The organism is Achromobacter sp. 01N37 (genome assembly GCF_056399725.1).
Genome location: NZ_JBFTRX010000004.1, coordinates 473,858 through 494,988 on the forward strand (window position 1 = coordinate 473,858; position 21,131 = coordinate 494,988).

General features: G+C 64.4%; 17 protein-coding genes. 12 read left to right on the forward strand and 5 right to left on the reverse strand.

All coding sequences use genetic code 11. The annotated features are described in order from the left end of the window. Positions 1-4 precede the first annotated feature (4 nt). Both manD and AC1DSJ_RS11115 read left to right on the forward strand, forming a co-directional pair. Positions 5-1,216, forward strand: a complete 1,212-nt coding sequence (gene manD / locus AC1DSJ_RS11110) for a D-mannonate dehydratase ManD (RefSeq protein WP_441371438.1) — start codon at positions 5-7, stop codon at positions 1,214-1,216. Beyond that, positions 1,204-2,877, forward strand: coding sequence for a mannitol dehydrogenase family protein (locus tag AC1DSJ_RS11115; RefSeq protein ID WP_441371439.1), 1,674 nt, complete (start codon positions 1,204-1,206; stop codon positions 2,875-2,877). The genes manD and AC1DSJ_RS11115 overlap by 13 nt, the downstream gene beginning before the upstream one ends. Position 2,878: 1 nt before the next feature. On the opposite strand, the gene AC1DSJ_RS11120 is transcribed toward AC1DSJ_RS11115, so the two are convergent. Continuing rightward, on the reverse strand, positions 2,879-3,649 hold the full coding sequence (locus tag AC1DSJ_RS11120; RefSeq protein ID WP_441371440.1) for a class I SAM-dependent methyltransferase: 771 nt from the start codon (positions 3,647-3,649) through the stop codon (positions 2,879-2,881). Positions 3,650-3,752: 103 nt separating this feature from the next. Between AC1DSJ_RS11120 and AC1DSJ_RS11125 the strand changes: the two genes are divergently transcribed. Then, on the forward strand, positions 3,753-4,583 hold the full coding sequence (locus tag AC1DSJ_RS11125) for a helix-turn-helix transcriptional regulator (protein ID WP_054421302.1): 831 nt from the start codon (positions 3,753-3,755) through the stop codon (positions 4,581-4,583). A 23-nt stretch (positions 4,584-4,606) separates the two neighbouring features. Here the strand turns inward: AC1DSJ_RS11125 and mutY are convergent, their stop codons facing one another. Then, positions 4,607-5,695, reverse strand: a complete 1,089-nt coding sequence (gene mutY / locus AC1DSJ_RS11130) for an A/G-specific adenine glycosylase (RefSeq protein ID WP_441371441.1) — start codon at positions 5,693-5,695, stop codon at positions 4,607-4,609. A gap of 158 nt (positions 5,696-5,853) precedes the next feature. Here mutY and AC1DSJ_RS11135 point away from each other — a divergent pair, with 158 nt between their 5' ends. Beyond that, the gene (locus AC1DSJ_RS11135; protein ID WP_441371442.1) at positions 5,854-9,465 is read left to right on the forward strand and encodes an indolepyruvate ferredoxin oxidoreductase family protein; all 3,612 of its coding nucleotides are present in this window, start codon (positions 5,854-5,856) and stop codon (positions 9,463-9,465) included. A 930-nt stretch (positions 9,466-10,395) separates the two neighbouring features. On the opposite strand, the gene glpK is transcribed toward AC1DSJ_RS11135, so the two are convergent. Further along, positions 10,396-11,925 (reverse strand): glycerol kinase GlpK, encoded by a 1,530-nt coding sequence (glpK, locus tag AC1DSJ_RS11140; protein ID WP_175172046.1) that lies wholly within the window; start codon positions 11,923-11,925, stop codon positions 10,396-10,398. Further along, on the reverse strand, positions 11,912-13,366 hold the full coding sequence (locus tag AC1DSJ_RS11145) for a DHA2 family efflux MFS transporter permease subunit (RefSeq protein ID WP_175172045.1): 1,455 nt from the start codon (positions 13,364-13,366) through the stop codon (positions 11,912-11,914). The genes glpK and AC1DSJ_RS11145 overlap by 14 nt, the downstream gene beginning before the upstream one ends. A 99-nt stretch (positions 13,367-13,465) precedes the next feature. Between AC1DSJ_RS11145 and AC1DSJ_RS11150 the strand changes: the two genes are divergently transcribed. The 4 genes from AC1DSJ_RS11150 (at position 13,466) to AC1DSJ_RS11165 (ending at position 16,125) form a co-directional block, all read left to right on the forward strand. After that, positions 13,466-13,654 (forward strand): DUF3460 family protein, encoded by a 189-nt coding sequence (locus AC1DSJ_RS11150; RefSeq protein ID WP_050447026.1) that lies wholly within the window; start codon positions 13,466-13,468, stop codon positions 13,652-13,654. Between the two features lie 16 nt (positions 13,655-13,670). Next, a complete protein-coding gene (locus tag AC1DSJ_RS11155; protein ID WP_054421308.1) occupies positions 13,671-14,561 on the forward strand; it encodes a segregation and condensation protein A in 891 nt (296 codons plus the stop codon). A gap of 36 nt (positions 14,562-14,597) precedes the next feature. Beyond that, positions 14,598-15,452: a pantoate--beta-alanine ligase gene (gene panC / locus AC1DSJ_RS11160; RefSeq protein ID WP_054421309.1), complete on the forward strand. Its 855-nt coding sequence runs from the start codon at positions 14,598-14,600 to the stop codon at positions 15,450-15,452. A 136-nt stretch (positions 15,453-15,588) separates the two neighbouring features. Next, on the forward strand, positions 15,589-16,125 hold the full coding sequence (locus AC1DSJ_RS11165) for a response regulator transcription factor (RefSeq protein WP_441371443.1): 537 nt from the start codon (positions 15,589-15,591) through the stop codon (positions 16,123-16,125). A 124-nt stretch (positions 16,126-16,249) separates the two neighbouring features. On the opposite strand, the gene AC1DSJ_RS11170 is transcribed toward AC1DSJ_RS11165, so the two are convergent. Then, entirely contained in the window at positions 16,250-17,017 is a 768-nt protein-coding gene (locus tag AC1DSJ_RS11170; RefSeq protein ID WP_054421311.1) for a copper resistance protein NlpE N-terminal domain-containing protein, read from the reverse strand. 193 nt (positions 17,018-17,210) lie between these two features. Here AC1DSJ_RS11170 and AC1DSJ_RS11175 point away from each other — a divergent pair, with 193 nt between their 5' ends. From AC1DSJ_RS11175 to AC1DSJ_RS11190, 4 genes are all read left to right on the forward strand, one after another. Then, on the forward strand, positions 17,211-18,068 hold the full coding sequence (locus AC1DSJ_RS11175) for a prepilin peptidase (RefSeq protein ID WP_054421312.1): 858 nt from the start codon (positions 17,211-17,213) through the stop codon (positions 18,066-18,068). A gap of 202 nt (positions 18,069-18,270) precedes the next feature. After that, entirely contained in the window at positions 18,271-18,888 is a 618-nt protein-coding gene (coaE, locus tag AC1DSJ_RS11180; protein ID WP_054421417.1) for a dephospho-CoA kinase, read from the forward strand. Between the two features lie 71 nt (positions 18,889-18,959). Further along, a complete protein-coding gene (gene zapD / locus AC1DSJ_RS11185; RefSeq protein ID WP_054421418.1) occupies positions 18,960-19,712 on the forward strand; it encodes a cell division protein ZapD in 753 nt (250 codons plus the stop codon). Between the two features lie 140 nt (positions 19,713-19,852). Further along, the gene (locus tag AC1DSJ_RS11190) at positions 19,853-21,130 is read left to right on the forward strand and encodes an MdtA/MuxA family multidrug efflux RND transporter periplasmic adaptor subunit (RefSeq protein ID WP_054421313.1); all 1,278 of its coding nucleotides are present in this window, start codon (positions 19,853-19,855) and stop codon (positions 21,128-21,130) included. The last annotated feature ends 1 nt before the right edge of the window (position 21,131 follow it).

Here is a 21,131-nt window from a genome sequence, read left to right on the forward strand (position 1 = left end):
CACGATGAAAATTACGAATGCACGCGTGATTGTCTGTTCGCCGGGCCGCAATTTCGTGACCCTGAAGATTGAAACCGATCAGGGCCTGACCGGCATTGGCGACGCCACGCTGAACGGGCGCGAGCTGGCCGTGTCGGCATACCTGACCGAACACGTCATTCCCTGCCTGATCGGGCGCGATGCGCATCAGATCGAAGACATCTGGCAGTACCTGTACAAGGGCGCGTACTGGCGGCGCGGGCCCGTCACCATGACGGCGATTGCCGCAGTGGACACTGCGCTGTGGGACTTGAAAGCCAAGGCGGCCGGCCTGCCGCTGTACCAGCTGCTTGGCGGCAAGAGCCGCAGCGGCGTCATGGTCTACGGACACGCCAACGGGTCTGACATTGAGCATACCGTTGACGAAGTGCTGCACTACGCCGACATGGGCTACCGCGCCATCCGCGCGCAAAGCGGCGTGCCGGGTCTGGACAAGGTGTATGGCGTGGGGCGCGGCAATCTGTTCTACGAACCGGCCGATGCCGACTTGCCCAGCGAACACGACTGGTCCACCGAAAAATACCTGCGGCACACGCCGCAACTGTTTGAACGCATTCGCGAAAAGCTCGGCTTTGATCATCACCTGCTGCACGACGTGCATCACCGTCTGACACCCATCGAAGCCGGGCGGCTGGGCAAGTCGCTGGAGCCCTACAACCTGTTCTGGATGGAAGACGCCACGCCCGCTGAAAACCAGGACGCCTTCCGGCTGATCCGGCAGCACACCACCACGCCGCTCGCGGTGGGCGAGATTTTCAATTCCATCTGGGACTGCAAGGACCTGGTGCAGAACCAGTTGATCGACTACATCCGGACCACCGTCGTGCACGCAGGCGGCATCACGCACCTGCGCCGCATTGCGGACCTGGCGTCGCTGTATCAGGTGCGCACGGGTTGCCACGGCGCGACCGATCTGTCGCCCGTGTGCATGGGCGCGGCGCTGCATTTTGACTTGTGGGTGCCGAACTTCGGCATCCAGGAATACATGCGCCACACCGAAGAAACCGACGCCGTCTTCCCGCACGCGTACACGTTTGATCAGGGCATGCTGTATCCGGGCGACGTGCCGGGGCATGGCGTGGATATCGACGAAGCGTTGGCCGCCAAGTATCCGTACAAGCGCGCGTACCTGCCGGTGAACCGCTTGCAGCAGGACGGGACGCTATGGAATTGGTAGCGGACGGCGCGGCGCGTTTGACGCCCGCGCGTCTGGGTCTGCTGCCGCCCGGCGTGGCGCGCCCTGCGTACGACCGGAGCGCGCTGCGTGTCGGCATCGTGCATCTGGGGCTGGGCGCGTTTGTGCGCGCGCATCTGGCTGCGGTCAATGAGGCGGCCATTAATGAATCCGTCATTCACCCCGCCGCGCCGCTTGCCGGTGCGGAGCTTTGTTGGGGCATCTGCGGCGTATCGTTGCGCCATGCCGATACGCGCGATGCCCTGGCGCCGCAAGACGGTCTGTACACGTTGGCGCTGCGCAGCGCCGACGCAGACGGGCGGCTGCAACAGACGATGGCGGTGATCGGATGCCTGCGGGAAATGCTTGTTGCACCTGAAGACCCGCCTGCCGTGCTGGCGCGCATTGCGCACGCGGACACGCGGATTGTCAGCGTCACCGTCACCGAGAAAGGCTATTGCCATGATCCGGCCAGTGGCCTGTTGAACCTGAACCACCCCGATATCCAGCATGATCTGTCGCACCCGCGTGCGCCGCGCAGCACTATCGGGTTCATCGTGCGGGGGCTGCAACAACGCTACGCGGCGGGGCGCAACGGCATCACGTTGATGTCGCTGGATAACCTGCCCAGCAATGGCCATTTGTTGCGCGGCATGGTGGTCGCCTTCGCGCAGAAAATCGATTCTGCATTGGCGCAATGGATCGCATCGCATTGCACCTTTCCCTGTTCGATGGTGGACCGCATCGTGCCGCGCACAATGGACGACGATCGGCGCGATGTGGCGCACGTGCTGGGCGTGCATGACGCGTGGCCGGTGGTGGCCGAGCCCTATCTGGAATGGGTGGTGGAAGACCACTTTACCGCGGGCCGGCCAGACTGGACGGCCGGCGGCGCGCGCTTTGTGGCACACGCCGCGCCCTTTGAAACGCTGAAGCTGCGCACCGTTAATGGCGCGCATTCGGCGCTGGCGTATTTGTCAGTGATGGCCGGTTGGGACACGGTCGACCAGGCGATGGCGCAGCCCGCATTGAAGGCTTATTTGGCCGCGTTGTTGCGCGAAGACATCGTGCCGACCTTGCCGGAATTGCCCGGTCTGGACCTGACGCAATACCAAGCGCGCCTGTTGCAACGCTTCGCCAATCCGGCGTTGAAACATCAGACCCGGCAGATCGCGATGGACGGCTCGCAGAAATTACCGCAGCGCTTGCTGGACACGGTGCGTGCGCGCTTGGCGCAAGATTTGCCGATCAATGGATTGGCGCTGGCCGTGGCGGCGTGGCTGCATTTTTTGAGTGGTGTCGATGAAGCGGGGCGACGCTACGATATTCAAGACCCGATGGCCGATGTGCTTGCGAAGCGATACGCCCAGGCCGAGCAGGCGGTGGCCAATAGGAAAGTCGATAGGCAAAGCGATAGGCAAAGCGATAGGCAATGCGGCCAGGACCATGCCAATCAAGGTGGCAATAGCCGCCCCGACGATAGCGCCGAAGCGGATGCAACGCGGGTCTGGGTGCAAACGTTGACCGGCCTCGCGCCCGTCTTCGGAGATGATCTGGGCCAGGACCCGCGCTTTGTGCGCGCCGTGGCGCTAGCGGTGCACTCCCTACGTGCGCGGGGCGTGGCGGGGGCGCTGGCAGCGTTTACCGCCAGCCCCACAAGCTGAATCAGCCCGGCTTCTTCACCACGATGGTCGCCGTGTCGCTGGTGAAAGAGCTGTCTTCCTTCACGTCGAAGTGCGCACGCACCACGTCAGGCGCAATGCCGAACATATGGCGCAGCGCGGCCACCAGCGTGTCGGGCGTGCGCATGCGCGTGACCCAGGTCTGGAATTCCAGCGGCAGGCGGCGCGGCGACAAGCCTTGCAGCGTGAAGCCGGCCTCGGTCAGCATGCGGGTCCATTCGGCCACCGAGTAGTCGCGCACGTGCGAGGTGTCGCGCAACACTTCGATGGTCTGCAACCACGTGTCCAACAACGGTTCGCCCGGCGACACCACATCGGCAAACACAGCGATGCCGCCCGGCTTCAGCACGCGAAACGCTTCGCGCAGGCCGCGGCCGGCGTCTTGCCAGTGATGCGTGGAATAGCGCGACATCACCAGGTCGAACTCGCCGTCGGCAAACGGCAGGTACTCGGCCTTGCCCTGACGGGTGACCAGATTGTTCAGGCCGCGCTTGGCGGCTTCGCCCGCGACCACGTCCAGCATCTGCGGCGACAGGTCATACGCGGTGACGTGCTTCACTTCGGGCGCCACGTGAAAGCTCACGTGGCCGCCACCACAGCCCAAGTCCAGCACGCGCGCATCGGGGTGCTGGCGGGCGACGTCTGCCATTTGCAGCAGGTCTTCGCCTTGGGCGTGGACGGCGCTGGTCAGGTAGGCCGTGGCGCGCGGGCTGAACTGGCGGTCGACGGCGGCGTCGTGGGTGCTGGCGGTCATGAATGTCCTTTAGGGGCGTTGTGGGGCGTTGTGCGAAAAGTCAGGTGCAGGCGCTAAGATAGGCCGACCCTTATACACGTACAAGCCCATTGCTTATCCTGGTATGACTACTTCCCCCCATGGCGCCGCCAGCCAAGACGGTTCGCCCTTGCGCCGTCAGGCATTGGGCGAATTTGTGCGCAGCGCCCGTTCCCGCATCACGCCGCAGATGGCCGGACTACCCGAAGGCATGCGCCGCCGCACGCCGGGCCTGCGCCGCGAAGAGGTCGCGCAACTGTGCGGCATCAGCGTCACCTGGTACACGTGGATCGAGCAGGGGCGGGAAGTCTCCGTGTCGCCGTCCGTGTGGTCGCGCATTGCGGGCGTGCTGCAACTGGCGCGCGCCGAACGCGCCTACTTGTTCGACTTGGCCGACTGCGCCGATCCTCAACATGCGCGCGACGATGCGGGCGGCGCGCCCGGCCCCTTGCAAGAATGCGTGAACGCGATCAACGCGCCGGCCTATGTGCTGGACCGCGCCTGGAACGTGCTGGCCTACAACGAGCCGCTGCGCGACCTGTTCGACGATTGGCCTACGCGCGACCCCGAACCGAACCTGCTGCGCTACATCTTCATGGACCCCGCCGCGCGCGATCTCGTTGTGGACTGGGACCAGCGTGCGCGCCGTGTGGTGGCGGAATTCCGCGCCGACGCGGGCGCGCATCTGGACGAGGCCGCCGTGCTGGGTTTGCTGGATACGCTTAGCCGCCAAAGCCCCGTCTTCGCCCACTGGTGGACGCGGCATGCCGTGGTGGAGCGCGAAGGCGGCTTGCGGGAATTTCAGCATCCGCGCGACGGCAAGCTGGCGTTTCAGCAGATCACGTTCCGGCTGGCGACGCATCCGGATCTGAAGCTGGTGATGTTGTTGAGCGGTGCGGTGCAAGCCGAGGCGTGATCACGCCCCGGCCAGCCTGCGCCTCAGGGCTTGGCTGAAGAAAACAGGCTGTCCTGCATGCCGGCATCCACCAGGCCTTGCAGCAATTTCTTCACCGGTGCGGGTAGCGCCATCGTCGCCAGCTTGTCTGCATGCACCCATCGTTCAGGCAGTGCGGATTCGCGCAAACCGGCTGCGCGCACGGGCACCAGCCAAGGCCGGATGTGCAAGCGGTAGTGCGTGAAGGTGTGGGCGAACGCCGCGAGTTCGAAGCGTTGTTCGGGCTCCAGGCCCAGCGCGCGCGAGGCGGCGTCGGGGTCGCCCGCGATGTCGAATTCCGGAAGGCTCCACAGCCCGCCCCAGATGCCGGGCTCGGGCCGTTGCTGCAACAGGAAAGCGCCCTGGTGTTGGAGCACGAGCATACAGGTCTCGCGTTCCGGAATGGCCTTGCGCACTTTCGGCGTGGGCAGTTCAGTCTGGCGGCCTTCGCGGCGGGCGACGCAGCCGCCGGCCACCGGGCATTTGTCGCAAGCGGGTTTGCCGCGCGTGCAGAGCGTGGCGCCCAAGTCCATCAACCCTTGCGTGTAGGCCGCCATGTCCAGGCCCGGCGCGGCGTCGACTTGCGCGTCAGCCAGCGCCCATAACCGCGTTTCGACGTCGCGCTTGGACGGGTCGCCGGCAATGCCGAAGTGGCGGGTGAAGACGCGTTTGACGTTGCCATCCAGGATGGGAGACCGCTCGCCATACGCGAACGCCGCAATGGCCGCCGCCGTGGACCGGCCAATGCCGGGCAGGGTGGCGATGTCTTCGGCGGTGGGCGGGAAGCGGCCGTTCCAGTCGCGCGCGATTTCCTGCGCGCAGCGATGCAGGTTGCGGGCGCGCGCGTAGTAACCCAGGCCGGCCCAGTACGGCATCACGTCTTCCTGGGCGGCGGCGGCCAGCGCGGCAACGTCCGGGAAGCGTTGCAGGAAGCGGTCGTAATACGGGATGACGGTGGCCACTTGCGTCTGCTGCAACATGATCTCGGACAGCCAGATCCGATACGGGTCACGTGTGTTTTGCCAGGGCAGATCGTGGCGGCCATGCTGGCGTTGCCAGGCGACGATTCGAGGGGCGAAYTCCATGGCGCACATTATCGCATCGCCCTATTGCCGGGGTGTGGGCAAGCGGTTACAACTGGCAGAGCTAAGCGCGCGAGCGCATCACTTCACTTTCACGGCCCTTGTTGGCCCGCGTGCGCCCAAGCGCGCGACGCGAAGCTGGTGGGGGCATCCAGGATCTTGGAGTAGACATGAATGCCCCCCTTACGCCCGCACTGCGCGCGGCGCTTGAATCCGTCCAACTTGACGACAAGTACACACTGGAATCCGGCCGCGCCTGGATGAGCGGCATCCACGCCCTGGTCCGCCTGCCCATGATGCAGCGGGTGCGCGACGCACGCGCGGGCTTGAACACGGCGGGCTTTGTGTCGGGGTATCGGGGGTCGCCCTTGGGCGGCGTCGACCAGAACATGTGGAAGGCGGCCAAGTACCTGAAGGCCCATCACGTAGAGTTTCAGCCCGGCATCAACGAAGACCTGGCGGCCACCGCCGTCTGGGGCTCGCAGCAGGTCAACCTGTTTCCGGGCGCGAAGTACGACGGCGTCTTTGGCATGTGGTACGGCAAGGGTCCAGGCGTGGACCGTTGCGGCGACGTCTTCAAGCACGCCAACGCGGCAGGCACGTCGCGCCACGGTGGCGTGCTGGTGGTGGCGGGCGACGACCATCCGGCCAAGTCGTCGACCTTGCCGCATCAAAGCGACCACATCCTGAAGGCCTGTATGATCCCGGCGCTGTTTCCGGCCAGCGTCCAAGAGGTGCTGGATTACGGATTGCACGGCTGGGCCATGAGCCGGTACGCGGGCGTGTGGGTAGGCATGAAATGCATCACCGACATTGTGGAAGTGTCGGCCTCGGTGGACGTGGACCCGCATCGCGTGCGCATTCAGCTGCCCGAAGATTTTCTGATGCCGCCCGACGGCTTGAACATCCGGATTCCCGACACGCCGCTGCAACAAGAAGCGCGCCTGCTCGACTACAAACTTTACGCCGCGCTGGCCTACGCCCGCGCCAACAAGCTCAACCGTGAACTCTGGCACGTGCCCGAGCGCGATGCGCGCTTTGGCATCATGACGTCCGGCAAGGCGTATCTGGACACGCGCCAGGCGCTGTCCGACCTGGGCTTGTCGGAAGACGTATGCCGGCGCATCGGGCTGCGTCTCTTCAAGGTGGGCATGGTCTGGCCGCTGGAGTCCACCGGCATGCAGCAATTTGCCGAGGGGCTGGACGAGATTCTGGTGGTCGAAGAAAAGCGCCAGGTGCTGGAGTACCAGCTGAAGGAAGAGCTGTTCAGCTGGATCGGCAGCGGCAAGAAGATTCCGCGCGTGGCGGGCAAGTTCGATGACAAGGATGGTGGCGAATGGTCGGTGCCGCAGGGCAACTGGCTGCTGCCCGCGCATTACGAGTTTTCGCCCGCGATGGTGGCGAAAGCCATCGCGTCGCGTTTGCTGCGCTTTGAACTGCCCGCCGAAGTGCGTGCGGGCATCGAGGCGCGGCTGGAGTTCATCCGCGGGCGCGAACAGTTGCTGGCGCGGCCGCGCGTGGTGGAAGAGCGCAAGCCGTGGTTCTGTTCGGGCTGTCCGCACAATACGTCGACGCGTCTGCCAGAGGGTTCGCGCGGCATGGCGGGCATCGGCTGCCACTACATGGTGCGCTGGATGGATCGCAACACCGAGGTCTATACCCAGATGGGCGGCGAGGGCGTGCCGTGGGTAGGCCAAGCGCCGTTCACCGAAGAAAAGCACGTCTTCGCCAACCTGGGGGATGGCACGTATTTCCATTCCGGCCTGCTGGCCATCCGCGCGGCGGTCGCGGCCAAGGTGCCGATCACCTACAAGATCCTGTTCAACGATGCCGTGGCCATGACGGGCGGACAGCCCGTGGACGGCCCCATCAGCGTGCCAATGATCAGCCGGCAGATGGCGGCCGAGGGCATCGAGAAAATCATCGTGGTGACAGACGAGCCCGACAAGTACAAGAGCATGTCCGGCCTGGCGCCAGGCGTGCCGGTGATGCACCGCGACGAGCTTGACGCCGTCATGCGCGACCTGCGCGAACACCCCGGCGTGTCGGTGCTGATCTATGACCAGACCTGCGCCACCGAGAAGCGCCGCCGCCGCAAGCGCGCCGCCTACCCAGACCCCGCGCGCCGCGTCGTCATCAACGAACGCGTGTGCGAAGGCTGTGGCGATTGTTCGCAGAAGTCGCATTGCTTGTCGGTCGAGCCTTTGGAGACCGAGTTCGGCCGCAAGCGCACGATCAATCAATCCAGCTGCAACAAGGACTTTTCCTGTCTGAAGGGCTTTTGCCCCAGCTTCGTTACGGTGGAAGGCGGCAAGCTGAAAAAGCCCAAGGCTTTGTCGCAGGAAGGCGTGATCGATGAAGGCGTGCCGCCGCCGCGTGAGCGTGCGTTGGATGAACCGTATGGCGTCTTCATCGCGGGCGTGGGCGGCACGGGTGTCGTCACTATCGGCCAGTTGCTGGGCATGGCGGCGCACCTGGAAGGCAAGGGCTGTTCGGTGCTGGACATGGCTGGCCTGGCGCAGAAGGGTGGCGCTGTGTATTCGCATGTGGTGCTGGCGAAGTCGCCCGACGACCTGATGAATACGCGCGTGGCGATGGGCGAGGCCGACTTGCTGCTGGCGGGCGACCTGGTGGTGGCCACCAGCGCGGAAAGCATGGCGCGGCTGCGTCCGGGGCGCACCCACGCGCTCTTGAACCGCGACAACGCACCCACCGCCGCGTTCGTGTCCAACCCGAACTGGACCTTGCCGGGCGCCAACCTGACGGCGGATCTGCAAGCGGCCTGCGGCAAGGAAAACTTGCACACGGTGGACGCCGCGGCGATGGCGGTGGTGTTGCTGGGCGACGCCATCTACGCGAACCCGTTGATGATGGGATACGCCTATCAAAAGGGCTGGATTCCGCTGTCGCAAGCTGCGCTGTTGCGCGCGATTGAGTTGAACGGGCAGCAAGTGGCCAGCAACATCGCCGCCTTCGCCTGGGGCCGCCGCGCCGCGCACGACATGGCCGATGTGGCACGCGTGTTGGCCAACGGCGGCATGCCGATAGCGCCGCCCGAAGACATCATCGAAATCAAGCGCCCTCGCACCGCCAGCCCGGTGACCGAGCTCAAGAAACCCGCCGGAGAACTGGCGCAGATCGTGGCGGTACGCAAGGCGTTCCTGACGCAGTACCAGAATGAGGCGTATGCAAAGCAGTACACGGATCTGGTCGACAAGGTGACGCACGCCGAGCACGAGGCCACCGGTACAAACCGGCTGGCGATTGCAGTCGCGCGTTACTACTTCAAGCTGATGGCCTACAAGGACGAGTACGAGGTGGCGCGCCTGTATTCAGACGGCGAGTTCGTGAAGAAGGTGAGCGCGCAATTCGAAGGCGACTGGAAGCTGCACTTCCACCTGGCCCCGCCGCTGTTCGCGCGGCGCGACAAGCAGGGGCATCTGATCAAACGCAGCTATGGGCCAGGGATGTTGCGGGTGTTTGGAATGCTTGCGAAGTGGCGGCGCTTGCGGGGGACGAAGCTTGACGTGTTCGGGTATACGGCGGAACGGCGAGCGGAGCGCGAGCTGATTCGCGAATACCGGGAGACGATGACGGCGATCTTGTCGAAGTTGAATCGCGGAAATCTGGACCGCGCAGTGGCGTTAGCAAGCGTGCCGGAGGAGATTCGAGGGTACGGACACGTGAAGGAAGAGGCGATGGCTCGGGCGGGGAGGGTGCGGGAGGAGTTGTTGAAGGAATTTAGTGCGAGGGTTGTGGCGATTGGGGTTAGGGCGGCTTGATGGTGTTTAGTTGGGTTCTTTAGACGCCCGTGGGTTCGGGGGCCTGGGGTGCGCGGGGCAACGATTGCGGTCCGGAGCCTTCGCTCCGGACTGCCCCGTCGTCATCTTCGTCCAGGCCTTCGGCCTTCCCTTCAGATTCCCTCGGGCTTATCGACGCCCCGCGCACTCCAGGCCCCCGACCCCACGGGCTCTGAAAGTTGCAATCTCACGTCAGCGGGGGCGAACGGTTTTCTTAGGGTTCTCTCCACCGGTTTTGGGTGGTGGAAGATCTTGCGGGGCCCGCTCCATGCCGGCCGCGCGGGCGGCCTCGTGGAGCTTACGCGTGGTGGTGCGTCGTCGCGGTGTTCGCTTCGCGTGTGGCTACTTTGCTCGGGTTCTTCTTGATGGCTTGCCGCGCTTCAATCATCCCTCGGGGCACAGTCACCCGTTGAACCCCGGTGCGGTGGCGCGCGACGGGTCGGCACGCGCAAAGTAGTGCGGGACGCGCGCCACCCCTTTACCCCCCCAAAAAACGTGGGGGCCCTTTAGCAAACCGTTCTCAATATGCGCGAAAGCGAACATCGCTCAAACGACCGCTAACGCGTATGCCGATCGTGGCCGCCCGCGCGGCCGCGATTCGGCGGGCCCCGACGCACTCGTCACTAAGGCACCCCCTAACAGCGCCACGACCCAAGACAATGGCAGCCCGTCGGCGCGGTGGCCCTGACTGCGCGCAACCTCGATGCGCCCGAGGGAATCTGAAGGGAAGGCCGAAGGCCTGGACGAAGATGACGAGGGGGAAGTCCGGAGCGAAGGCTCCGGACCGCAATCGTGGGCGCGCGCAGTCAGGGCCACTGCGACGATGGGCGACCTACGAAGATCTTCGACCGCCCCAAAAACACGGACCTACAAAAACACGGACCTACAAAACACCAATCGCCCCAAACAAAACTACGCCTTCCCACTCCCCGCAGCCCACCCCTTAGACAACTCCACCGCCTGTCTCCACCGCTTCATCCGCGCCGCTCGAACTGACTCCGGCCACGTCGGCTCGAACGTCCGTTCCGCCTGCCACTTCGACGCGAATTCATCCAGTCCAGACCAGAACCCCACCGCCAGCCCCGCCAACCCAGCGGCCCCCAACGCCGTCGACTCCGACACGCGTGGACGCACCACCGGCACTCCTAGTAGATCTGCCTGCATTTGCATCAGCAGGTCGTTGCGGGCGGCGCCGCCGTCTACGCGTAGTTCGGTCAGCGCGATGCCGCTGTCGCCGTTCATGCAGGTCAGCAGTTCGGCGCTTTGCAGTGCGATGGATTCCAGCGTTGCGCGTGCGATGTGGGCGCGGGTGGTGCCGCGCGTCAGGCCGACCAGTGTGCCGCGCGCGTACGGGTCCCAGTGCGGAGCGCCCAAGCCCGCGAAGGCCGGCACCATGAACACGTCGTCAGTATCTGACACGCTTGCGGCCAGGGACTCAATCTCTTCAGAACGTTGGATGATTCCCAAGCCGTCGCGCAGCCATTGCACCGCCGCGCCCGCCACGAACACGCCGCCTTCCAGCATGTACGTCGGCTTCCAGCTGTCAGCGCCAGACAAAGGCAAACCCCAGCCCACCGTCGACAACAGATGGTTTTTCGATTGCACCGGCTTGTCGCCCACGTTCATCAGCATGAAGCAGCCGGTGCCGTAGGTGTTCTTTGCCATGCCTGGCGTGAAGCAGGCCTGGCCGAAGGTGGCGGCCTGCTGGTCGCCAGCCACGCCTGCGATCGGGATCGAACCGCCCAGCCATTCCGGCAGCGCGTTGCCCACCACCGCGCTGCTGGGCGCGATCTGCGGCAGCACGCTGCGGGGAATTTTCAGCAGGGCCAGGATCTCGTCGTTCCAGTCTTGCGTGTGCAGGTCGAACAGCATCGTGCGCGAGGCGTTGCTCGGGTCGGTACTGTGCACCGCGCCGCCGGTCAGTTGCCAGATCAGCCAGGTGTCGACGGTGCCGAACGCCAGTTCGCCGCGCTCGGCCATCTGGCGCGCGCCGGGCACGTGGTCCAGCAGCCAGGCGAGCTTCGTGCCTGAGAAGTACGCATCCAGCACCAGCCCCGTGTGCGATTGCAGGAAATCGGCATGGCCGTCCTGCCGCAGCTGATCGCACATTGGCGCGGTGCGGCGGTCTTGCCAGACGATGGCACGCGCCAGCGGGCGGCCCGTCGAGCGCTCCCAGATCAACGTGGTTTCGCGTTGGTTGGTGATGCCGATGGCGGCGATGTCGGCGGCGGTTGCCGCGGCGTTGCGCAGGGCTTCGCGCGCCACGTCCAGCTGGCTGTGCCAGATCTCGCTCGCGTCATGTTCCACCCAGCCCGGACGCGGGTAGTGTTGGCGGAATTCACGCTGGCCGACGCCGCGCACCACGCCTTCGCGGTCGAATACGATGGCTCGGGAGCTGGTCGTGCCCTGGTCCAGGGCTAGAACAAATTCATTCGTCGTCACTTTGTTTGGCGCCGTTCAGGTGTGCCCCGGCCAGCGGCTCAAGGCGTCTAAAGGAGAAGGTCGAGGCCATGCACATGAGGCCGATGACGATGAAGCCGGCGACGACGTCGCTGACCGCAAGCGTCTCGGCGCCGCGCAGGGTCATGCTGACATTCAGCGTAACCGCGGCCACCCCCACGCCCAGACTGATGCCCAGTTGCTGCGCCATGGCGGCGAAGCTGCTGGCGCGGCTCATTTTGGCCGGGGGAATATCGGCATAGGTTAGCGTATTTACCCCCGTGAACTGCAACGACCTGAAGAAGCCGCCCACGAGCAAAATCGCGATCATCAGCCACACTGGCGTGGCGGGCGTGAACGTGGCGCACACCATGATGAACACGCCCGTCAGCAGCGCGTTCACGGTCAGCACGCGGCGGAATCCGAAGTGGCGCACGATGGGCGTGGCCACGAACTTCATCAGCAGCGCGCCCGCGGCGCTGGCGAAGGTGATCAGCCCGGCCGAAAAGGGGCTCAGGCCAAAGCCCACTTGCAGCAGCATGGCCAGCAAAAACGGGGTGGCGCCCACGGCGAAGCGGCACAGATTGCCGCCCAGCGTGGAAATGGCGAAGGTGGGGATACGCATCAACGACAGGTCGATGATGGGATGTTCAATACGGCGGGCGTGCCACGCATACAAAAAGCCGCAAGCCGCGCCCACGGCGATCAGGCCCAGCAGCATCGGCAGCGGCATGATGTCTCGGCCAATCGCCTCGAAACCGCTGACCAGCGCCGCCAGGCAAACGGCGCTAAGCAGAAAGCCCAGCCAGTCCAGGCGCGGGGCGGTCTCTTCCTTGATCTCGGCCACGTAGCGCAGCACCAGCGCAATGCCCAGCACGCCGATGGGGATGTTGATCAGGAAAATCCAGTGCCACGACATATACGTCACCATGAAGCCGCCCAGCGGCGGCCCGATCACCGGGCCAAGCAGGGCCGGGATGGACAAAAACGACATGGCTTTGAGCAAGTCCTGCTTGGGCACCGTGCGCAGCAGGATGATGCGGCCCACCGGCACCATCATCGCGCCCGCCATCCCCTGGATGACCCGGGCGGCGACCAATTGGGGCAGGTCTTGCGAGATTGCGCAGGCGACCGAGCTGAGCGTGAACAGGCCGATCGCGGCCACGAACACCCGGCGGGCGCCGTAGCGGTCGGCCGCCCAGCCGCTGACCGGCACGAACACGGCCACCGACAACAGGTAGGACGTAATGGCCACATTCAGCCGTACGGGTGTGGACCCCAGCGCGCGGGCCATGGCCGGCAGGGCGGTGGCTACGACGGTGGCGTCCAGCATCTGCATGAACAGCGCACAGCCCACAATAAAGGGGATCATGCGAGCCGCACGCACCGCGTCCGGGGTTGAGGGCGGAGCGGGATTGGCGGCTGCTGCGGATTCGGCTGACATGGCGGGAGGGGGCGTTGGATGCCTGACGATTGTAACGCCGGGGGATTGGCCCCGCGTGAAGTAAACTCCCCAGATCTGCAACCTACTGAAATTGGTGCCATGGCGACCAACTACGAATCCGAGATCACCCTTTTCCTTAAAGACTTCAAGCAGTCGCACCCTGGCACGGAAGAACGCCAGCGCGAAGGCCGCGCCCGTCTTTGGGATAAACCGCAAGATTCGGAGCTGCTGGAAGGCTTCCGCGCCGCCCGCGTGCCGCAAAAACCCTACGTGTATTCGGCAGACTGATCGCATTGCGGCAGACATGTCCCAAAACCCTTCAGTTCCTGGCGAGGCGTTAGCCAAGCTGGTGGCGCCGCCTGTGGACAGCACGCCTGACACCGTCGATAGCGTGGCGTTCGCGCGCCTGTACGGTGAACCGCTGTTCCAGATGCCGACGGATCTTTACATTCCGCCGGACGCGCTGGAAATCTTCCTGGAAGCGTTTGAAGGGCCGCTGGACCTGCTGCTGTACCTGATCCGCAAGCAGAACTTCAACGTTCTGGACATCCCGATGGCGGATGTCACGCGGCAGTACCTGTCATATGTGGACCAGATCCGCATCACCAATCTGGAGCTGGCGGCCGAATATCTGCTGATGGCCGCCATGCTGATCGAGATCAAGTCGCGCATGCTGCTGCCGGTGAAAAAGACCGACACCGGCGAAGAGCCCGAAGATCCCCGCGCTGAACTGGTTCGCCGCCTGCTCGAATACGAACAGATGAAGCTGGCCGCCCAAAAGCTGGACAAGCTGCCGCAGTTGGGCCGCGACTTCGTTAGCAGCCAGGCCGTGGCCGACCTGAGCGTCGAGCGCATGATGCCCGAAGTCAGCGTGGACGACCTGCGCCAGGCGTGGGCCGACATCATGAAGCGCGCCAAGCTGAACCAGCATCACCACATCACGCGCGAACAGCTGTCCGTGCGCGATCACATGACGCATATCCTGCGGCGCCTGAACGATGTGCGCTTCATGGAATTCGGCGACCTGTTCATGGAGCGGGTCCGCGAAGGCGCGCCCGCGGCGGTCGTCGTTGTGCATTTCATCGCCATGCTGGAGCTGGCCCGCGAATCCCTGCTTGAGATCACGCAGGCCGAGCCCTATGCGCCCATCTACGTGCGCCTGGCCTATACCAGCGTGGCGGCGGTCGCGGCCTGATCCTGACCGGGCTGCCCCCAACCCCGGAGAGTCCCCTTGAAAGTCGTACACACCATCCAGGAATTGCGCGATCACCTGCGCGGACAGAACCGCGTGTCGTTCGTGCCTACGATGGGCAACCTGCACGAAGGCCACCTGTCACTGATGAAGCTGGCGCGCCAGCACGGCGACCCTGTCGTGGCCAGCATCTTCGTGAACCGCCTGCAATTCGGGCCCAACGAAGACTTCGACCAGTACCCGCGCACGCTGGCGGCCGACATCGAAAAGCTGGAGCAGGCGCGCGACGTTTACGTATTGTTCGCGCCGAACGAGCGCGAGATGTATCCCGAGCCGCAGAACTACCGCGTCCAGCCGCCTGACGATCTGGGCGACATCCTGGAAGGCGAGTTCCGCCCGGGCTTCTTCGAAGGCGTCAGCACGGTGGTGTTGAAGCTGTTCTCTTGCGTGCAGCCGCGTGTGGCCGTGTTCGGCAAGAAGGACTATCAACAGCTGATGGTGGTGCGCAACATGTGCCGCCAGTTCCAGCTGCCCGTGGAAGTGCTGGCGCACGAGACCGTGCGCGCTGATGATGGCCTGGCGCTGTCGTCGCGCAACCGCTATCTGACCGAAGGCGAACGCGCCGAGGCGCCGGCGCTGTATGCCGCGCTGCAAAACATCGGCCATCGGTTGGCGCAAGGCGAGCGCGACGCGCTGGCCCTGGAACGCGACGCCGCTGCGCACCTGACCCAGCGCGGCTGGAAGGTGGACTACGTGGCGCTGCGCCGTCAACGTGATCTGAAACGCCCCGAGGCCGCTGACTTGCAAGCCGGCGAACCCGTGGTGGTGCTGGCGGCTGCGAAGCTGGGCGCCACGCGGTTGATCGACAATCTGGAACTGGTCTACAAGGCCTGATATCCGGTTCAGGGCGGGGCGCGCGAGGGTCTTTTGGCCATTGCGGCGGCCCGACCCTGACAGAATTGCTAGCTTCCGCCGTTTTAGGGGGCCGGGCAGACTTCTTGTAATCCTACATTGCAAAAATGAGTCGCCCATGCAAGTTCCCCGTCACGATCTTGAATCGGTCTTGTCCGCACTGACGCCTCGCGAAAGAGAAATCGTCGGCCTCGTGGCGGCGGGCCGGCCCAACAAGGTCATCGCCATCGACCTGGGCATTTCGCTGCGCACCGCCGAAGCCCATCGCGCCCGCATCTTCGCCAAGCTCGACGCCCGCAATGCCATGCAGCTGGCGTGCCGGCTGTGCGCCCACGGGCGTTCAGGGTCGTCGCCGATTCTGAATGCAGTGGAATTGGACGCCGCGGGTGACGATGTGGCGGATGGGGCGGGGGCTACTGCTACTGCTACTGTCACTGCTGCTGCCACTGCCAATGCTGGTGCCACTGCCAATGCTGCTGCCACTGGTGCTGCTGCTGCTGCTGCTGCTGCTGCTGCTGCTGCTCATGCTGCTGTTCCTGCTCCCGCTGCGATCCCTGTCCAGTCCGCCGCAATGGCCCGCCATGTGCTGCACGAACCGCCGGCGGAATATGGCGCGTGCCCCGCTGAATCAGGAGCCCAGAACCATGATCCCTGAATGTGTTCGCGCCAAAAGAATCGGGCCCGCCGAACAGGGAGTTCGGCGGGCCCGGCGGATACTGGCTCAGGCAAGCGCTGATTCAGCCAAGCTGCCAGATTGCTGGCGGCTGGCCGTCAAGCCCTCAAGGGCACTGCGGCGCTTGTGCCTTGGCCAACTCGTCAATCGGGTCAAGGTCCGGCTGGCGGGTCAGGTTGTAGTTCAGGTTCGGCGTCTGGCCCGCGATGGAACGCACGCGCAGCACGTTGTTGGCGGCCACCAGGAATTCCGCGCGGGCGTTGCCCTTGCCGTCCATCAGGATGACGCGCGGCGGGCGCTCGTCGGTGGCGTCCCAGCAGCCTTGCTCGGTAACGGCGGGGCCCTTGTTAGGGTCATTTTCCAGATAGGCCGTGCGGCCACGCCACCGGCCATTGGGCGCCAAGGTCAGCGTGACGCGCTGCGCCGTGCATTGCATGGCCGGCGAGAAACACGGCAGCGTGCCCATGTAGGTTTGCGGCTGCGGCACCAGGCTGTGCGCGGCGGCATTGGGTGCGGCGGCCGGAGCCGGGGCGGGGGAAGTATTCGAGCTGGTGTTCTCCGCGCCTTCCGGAACGGCCTGGCCGTCTTCGGTGGTCTGAGCGCCAGCGGCGGGTTGGCCAGACTGGTTTTGCGGCTTGCGCGCATCAGGCTTCAGGGCGATTTGCACTTGCGACGGCGCGCGGATGACGCTGCGGTAGCCAGCGCCCGAACCCTGGTATTGGGCATCGGTCACTGTGCTTTCAACGGGCGGGTCGTAATACCCTTCGCTTTTCTGCTGGGCGCAACCTGCGGCGCCCAGTACGGTACCTGCCAGCAGCAGCCCCATGACGCTAAGTTTGCGGGATCGGGTAACGATGTCGACGCGGGCGGTCATGGCAGCTTATCCGTGAATTGAGTCTGTCTCCGATTTTACGCACTTATGCGAAGATTCGATACGTTCCCTTAGCCACTCTTGGGTGTTGTCAGCACTTTATGCACAATTTACGACAAGGCCGTGGTCAGGCCGCCTGCCTTTTGGTTATCAGTCCAAGGGTTGAGCCGAGCGCGCGCGCGCGTTCGGCCGGAGCATGAGCATCGTGCATCAGGTCTTTGATATGCCCTTGGGGCTCTTCATTGGTATCGCGGCGCTGGCAGGGCTGGCCGTGGGCAATTGGCTGACTGTGCTGACGTATCGCTTGCCGCGCATGATGGAACGCGAATGGCAAGCGCAATGCCTGGACGCGGTGGGCAAGGCGCGTCCCGACAGCCCCGATGGTTTGTTTCGGCCAGCGTCGCATTGTCCTGCTTGCCACGCACCCATTACCGGTTGGCGCCGGCTGCCGCTAGTGGGCTGGTTGATACTGCGCGGCCGATGCGCGGCTTGCGGGGTTGCCATCAGCTTGCGGTATCCCGCCATCGAACTGCTTACCTGCATCTTGTTTGCCGCCTGTGCATGGCGCTACGGCGCAACGCCCATCGCGCTCTTCGCCATGGGCTTGACGGCGATGCTGGTGGCGCTGGCATGGATCGATTTCGAAACCACGCTGTTGCCCGACGTGCTGACGCAGCCGCTGGTGTGGGCGGGCCTGCTGATCAATCTGTTCGACACGTTCACCACGCTGCCGCTAGCCGTCATCGGTGCGGTCGCGGGCTATGTTTTCTTGTGGGTTATCTTCCATGTGTTCCGCCTGCTGACGGGGCGCGAGGGCATGGGCTATGGCGACTTCAAACTGTTGGCGGCGCTGGGCGCATGGTTTGGCGTTGAGTCCCTGCCCATGTTGTTGTTGGCCGCATCGCTGGTGGGCGTGGTGATCGGGGGCGCCTTGACGTTAAGCGGCCGCGCCAGCCGGGGGCAGCCTTTACCGTTCGGGCCTTATCTGGCGTTGGCCGGTATCGTGATGCTGCTGCTGGGCGGCGATCAAGGCATATGGCAATTCCTGCGCTAGGCAAACGCGGCATCGCCAAGAACGGGCAGCAAGAACGGGCAGCAAGAACGGGCAGCAATAACGGGCAGCAATAACGGGCAGCAATAACGGGCAGCAATAACGGCTGGCAAGAGCGGCTGGCAAGAACGGCCGGCAGTAACGGCTGGCGACAACGGATAGCAAGACTGATAGCAAGACGGATACCAATAAAGGAATGAATGGCATGTTCAAGATTGGTCTGACGGGGGGCATCGGCTCGGGCAAGTCCCGCGTGGCGGACATGCTGGGCGAATGGGGCGCGACGCTGGTCGACACCGACGAAATCGCGCGGACGTTGACCGCTGCGCGCGGCGCGGCCATGCCCGCGATTGAACGTGAATTCGGCCCCGATGCCTTGACGCCCGATGGCGCCTTGAACCGCGAATGGATGCGCGAGCGCGCGTTCGCTGACCCGCAAGTCCGGTTGCGTTTGGAAGCGGTTTTGCATCCTGCCATTACTGAAGAAACCAAGCGTCAGGCAGCGGCTGCAACCGGATCGTATCTGGTGTTTGTTGTGCCGCTTTTGGTGGAGTCCTTGCCGCGTTGGCGAGGGCGTGTGGATCGCATCTGCGTGGTGGACTGCGACCCCGACACACAGGTCGCGCGCGTGCAGTCGCGTAGCGGGCTGACGGAGCCAGCCATCAGGCGTATTATGGCGGCACAGGCTGCGCGGGCAAGCCGCCTGGAGGCTGCAGACGACGTCATCACGAACGACGGCGCAACGACTCCAGAGCAATTGCGCGCGCAGGCGAAGACCTTGCATGACCGCTGGCTGTTGCTGGCGACCACAACGGGCCGGTAAGCGACAAGCTTGGCCGGCACCCCTGAATCTCTCGGCCGCTTGGCCGACCACTGATGGGCCTGTCAAAAAGCGTGATCGTTTACGAATATCCCTTCAATGAGCGCATCCGCGCTTATCTGCGATTGGAATACCTGTTCGACAGGTTGTTCTTCTTTGCTCGCGAGGGAGACTCACGCCAACATCAGGTTGCCGTCACATCCCTGTTCGATCTGCTCGACGCGTGTGAACGCACCGACGTCAAAGGCGCCGTGCTGCAAGACCTTGAGCGCCAGCGCATGGCGCTTGTTGGGTTGCGCGACCACCCCGGCGTGGCGCAAGACGCATTGGAAGGCATGTTGCGCGAACTGGAGAGAGTGGCCAGCGCGTTGGCCGCACCCGGCAAGACCGGCCAGTCTTTGCGCGAAAACGAATGGTTGACCAGCTTGCGCGGCCGCCTGTCGGTGCCAGGCAGCGCCACCCAAGTGGACATGCCTTCCTATTTCGCCTGGCAGAACAAATCCGAAGCCGCCCGCTGCGCGGACTTGCAGGCCTGGCTCTCGCCCTTCACCGCCCTCTACGACGGCCTGACCCTGGCCTTGCGTCTGTTGCGCGAGTCCGGCCGCAAGACCGATATCGTCGCCGAGCAGGGGGCCTACCAGCAGATGATGGGTGGCAAGCAGTTCCACCTGTTGCGGGTGTGGGTTGACCCCACCGAAGGCGTATTTCCCGAGATCAGCGCCAATAAGTACATGATCTGGATACGTTTTTCCACGCAAGACGGCGAATTCAAACCCCAGCAAGTCGCCCGTGATGTGGCGTTTCAAATGACGCTGTGTAGTTCGTAGGGTGGGTCCCAGCGCTTATCCCCCCAGTTCTTGAGACCGATTCCTGTTGCGGCCAGTTTCAACTCGGCCTCGCAATGGTAGAAATCCCGACCGACTAGTAGACAATACGGCTTTCCTCCGTCAGTGCCCGGAACCGTTCCATGTCCGAAAGTCGTCCTGTTTCCCCGCCCTCCCGCTGGACCCGCCGCCGCATCGTGGTGTGTGTGGTGTTGCTGCTTGTCGTGGCGGGCATTGCCTGGCTGGTGCTGCGGCCCTCAGCCAAGCAAGGCGGCCCGGCTGGCCCAGGCGGGCGCGCTGCGGGCGGGCGGCCCCCGATGGCTGCCATGGCCAATCTGCCTGTGCCGGTTCGGATTGCGACCGCGTCCACGCAGGACATCGACATCTACCTGAAGTCCCTGGGCACCGTCACTGCCTACAACACCGTTACCGTGCGCAGCCGCGTCAGCGGCGAATTGGTCGACGTGGCGTTCCAGGAAGGCCAGCAAGTCAAAGCAGGTGACCTGCTCGCCCAAGTCGACCCGCGCGCATTCCAGGTGGCGCTGGATCAGGCGCGCGGCACGCAGATGCAGAATTTGGCGCAGCTGGAAAACGCGCGCCGCGATTTGCAACGCTATCAGGCCCTGTTCAAGCAGGACTCCATCGCCAAGCAGCAGGTCGATACGCAAGCCGCGCTGGTGCGCCAGTATGAAGGCACCGTCAAGAGCGATCAGGCCAACGTCGACAACGCTAAGCTGCAACTGGACTACGCGCGCATCACCGCGCCGATCAGTGGTCGGCTGGGCCTGCGTCAAGTTGACCGTGGCAACCTCGTGTCCAGCGCCGACACCAATGGCCTGGTCGTGATTACGCAGACGCAGCCGATTTCCGTGGTGTTCACGCTGCCCGAAACCCAGTTGCCTGAAGTGCGCGGCGAAATCGCGGCCGGCCAGACCCTGAAGGTTGACGCCTATGACCGTGCCGACACCCGCCGCATCGCCACCGGCGTGCTGGAAACGCTGGACAACCAGATCGACGTCACGACCGGCACGTTGAAGCTCAAAGCCAAGTTCGACAACGCCGACGACGCGCTCTTTCCGAACCAGTTCGTCAACGTGCGCCTGCATGTGTTGACGCGCAAAGACGTCACCGCCATTCCCACCGCCGCCATTCAGCAGGGTTCGGCCGGCGCGTTCGTATTCCTGGTGCAGCCTGACAACACGATCGTGGTGCGGCAGGTGAAGCTGGGCGCCATCAACAACGGCATGGTGGCGGTCAACGAAGGTTTGCAGCCGGGCGACCGGGTTGTCACCGAAGGCACCGACCGCCTGCGCGCAGGCGCCAAGGTGGAAATCGTGGGCGGCGCCGAAGTCATTCCCGCCACGCGTGACAAGACGCTGGGCGCGGGTGCGCCGGCCGGCACCACGCCCGCCACCAAGTAAG

Excerpts from the sequence above, each read along its gene's own strand:
- manD (WP_441371438.1), top strand. The coding sequence starts at position 5 with ATGAAAATTACGAATGCACGCGTGATTGTCTGTTCGCCGGGCCGCAAT.
- AC1DSJ_RS11115 (WP_441371439.1), top strand. The coding sequence starts at position 1,204 with ATGGAATTGGTAGCGGACGGCGCGGCGCGTTTGACGCCCGCGCGTCTG.
- AC1DSJ_RS11120 (WP_441371440.1), bottom strand. The coding sequence starts at position 3,649 with ATGACCGCCAGCACCCACGACGCCGCCGTCGACCGCCAGTTCAGCCCG.
- AC1DSJ_RS11125 (WP_054421302.1), top strand. The coding sequence starts at position 3,753 with ATGACTACTTCCCCCCATGGCGCCGCCAGCCAAGACGGTTCGCCCTTG.
- AC1DSJ_RS11135 (WP_441371442.1), top strand. The coding sequence starts at position 5,854 with ATGAATGCCCCCCTTACGCCCGCACTGCGCGCGGCGCTTGAATCCGTC.
- AC1DSJ_RS11145 (WP_175172045.1), bottom strand. The coding sequence starts at position 13,366 with ATGTCAGCCGAATCCGCAGCAGCCGCCAATCCCGCTCCGCCCTCAACC.
- AC1DSJ_RS11150 (WP_050447026.1), top strand. The coding sequence starts at position 13,466 with ATGGCGACCAACTACGAATCCGAGATCACCCTTTTCCTTAAAGACTTC.
- AC1DSJ_RS11155 (WP_054421308.1), top strand. The coding sequence starts at position 13,671 with ATGTCCCAAAACCCTTCAGTTCCTGGCGAGGCGTTAGCCAAGCTGGTG.
- AC1DSJ_RS11165 (WP_441371443.1), top strand. The coding sequence starts at position 15,589 with ATGCAAGTTCCCCGTCACGATCTTGAATCGGTCTTGTCCGCACTGACG.
- AC1DSJ_RS11170 (WP_054421311.1), bottom strand. The coding sequence starts at position 17,017 with ATGACCGCCCGCGTCGACATCGTTACCCGATCCCGCAAACTTAGCGTC.
- AC1DSJ_RS11175 (WP_054421312.1), top strand. The coding sequence starts at position 17,211 with ATGAGCATCGTGCATCAGGTCTTTGATATGCCCTTGGGGCTCTTCATT.
- coaE (WP_054421417.1), top strand. The coding sequence starts at position 18,271 with ATGTTCAAGATTGGTCTGACGGGGGGCATCGGCTCGGGCAAGTCCCGC.
- AC1DSJ_RS11190 (WP_054421313.1), top strand. The coding sequence starts at position 19,853 with ATGTCCGAAAGTCGTCCTGTTTCCCCGCCCTCCCGCTGGACCCGCCGC.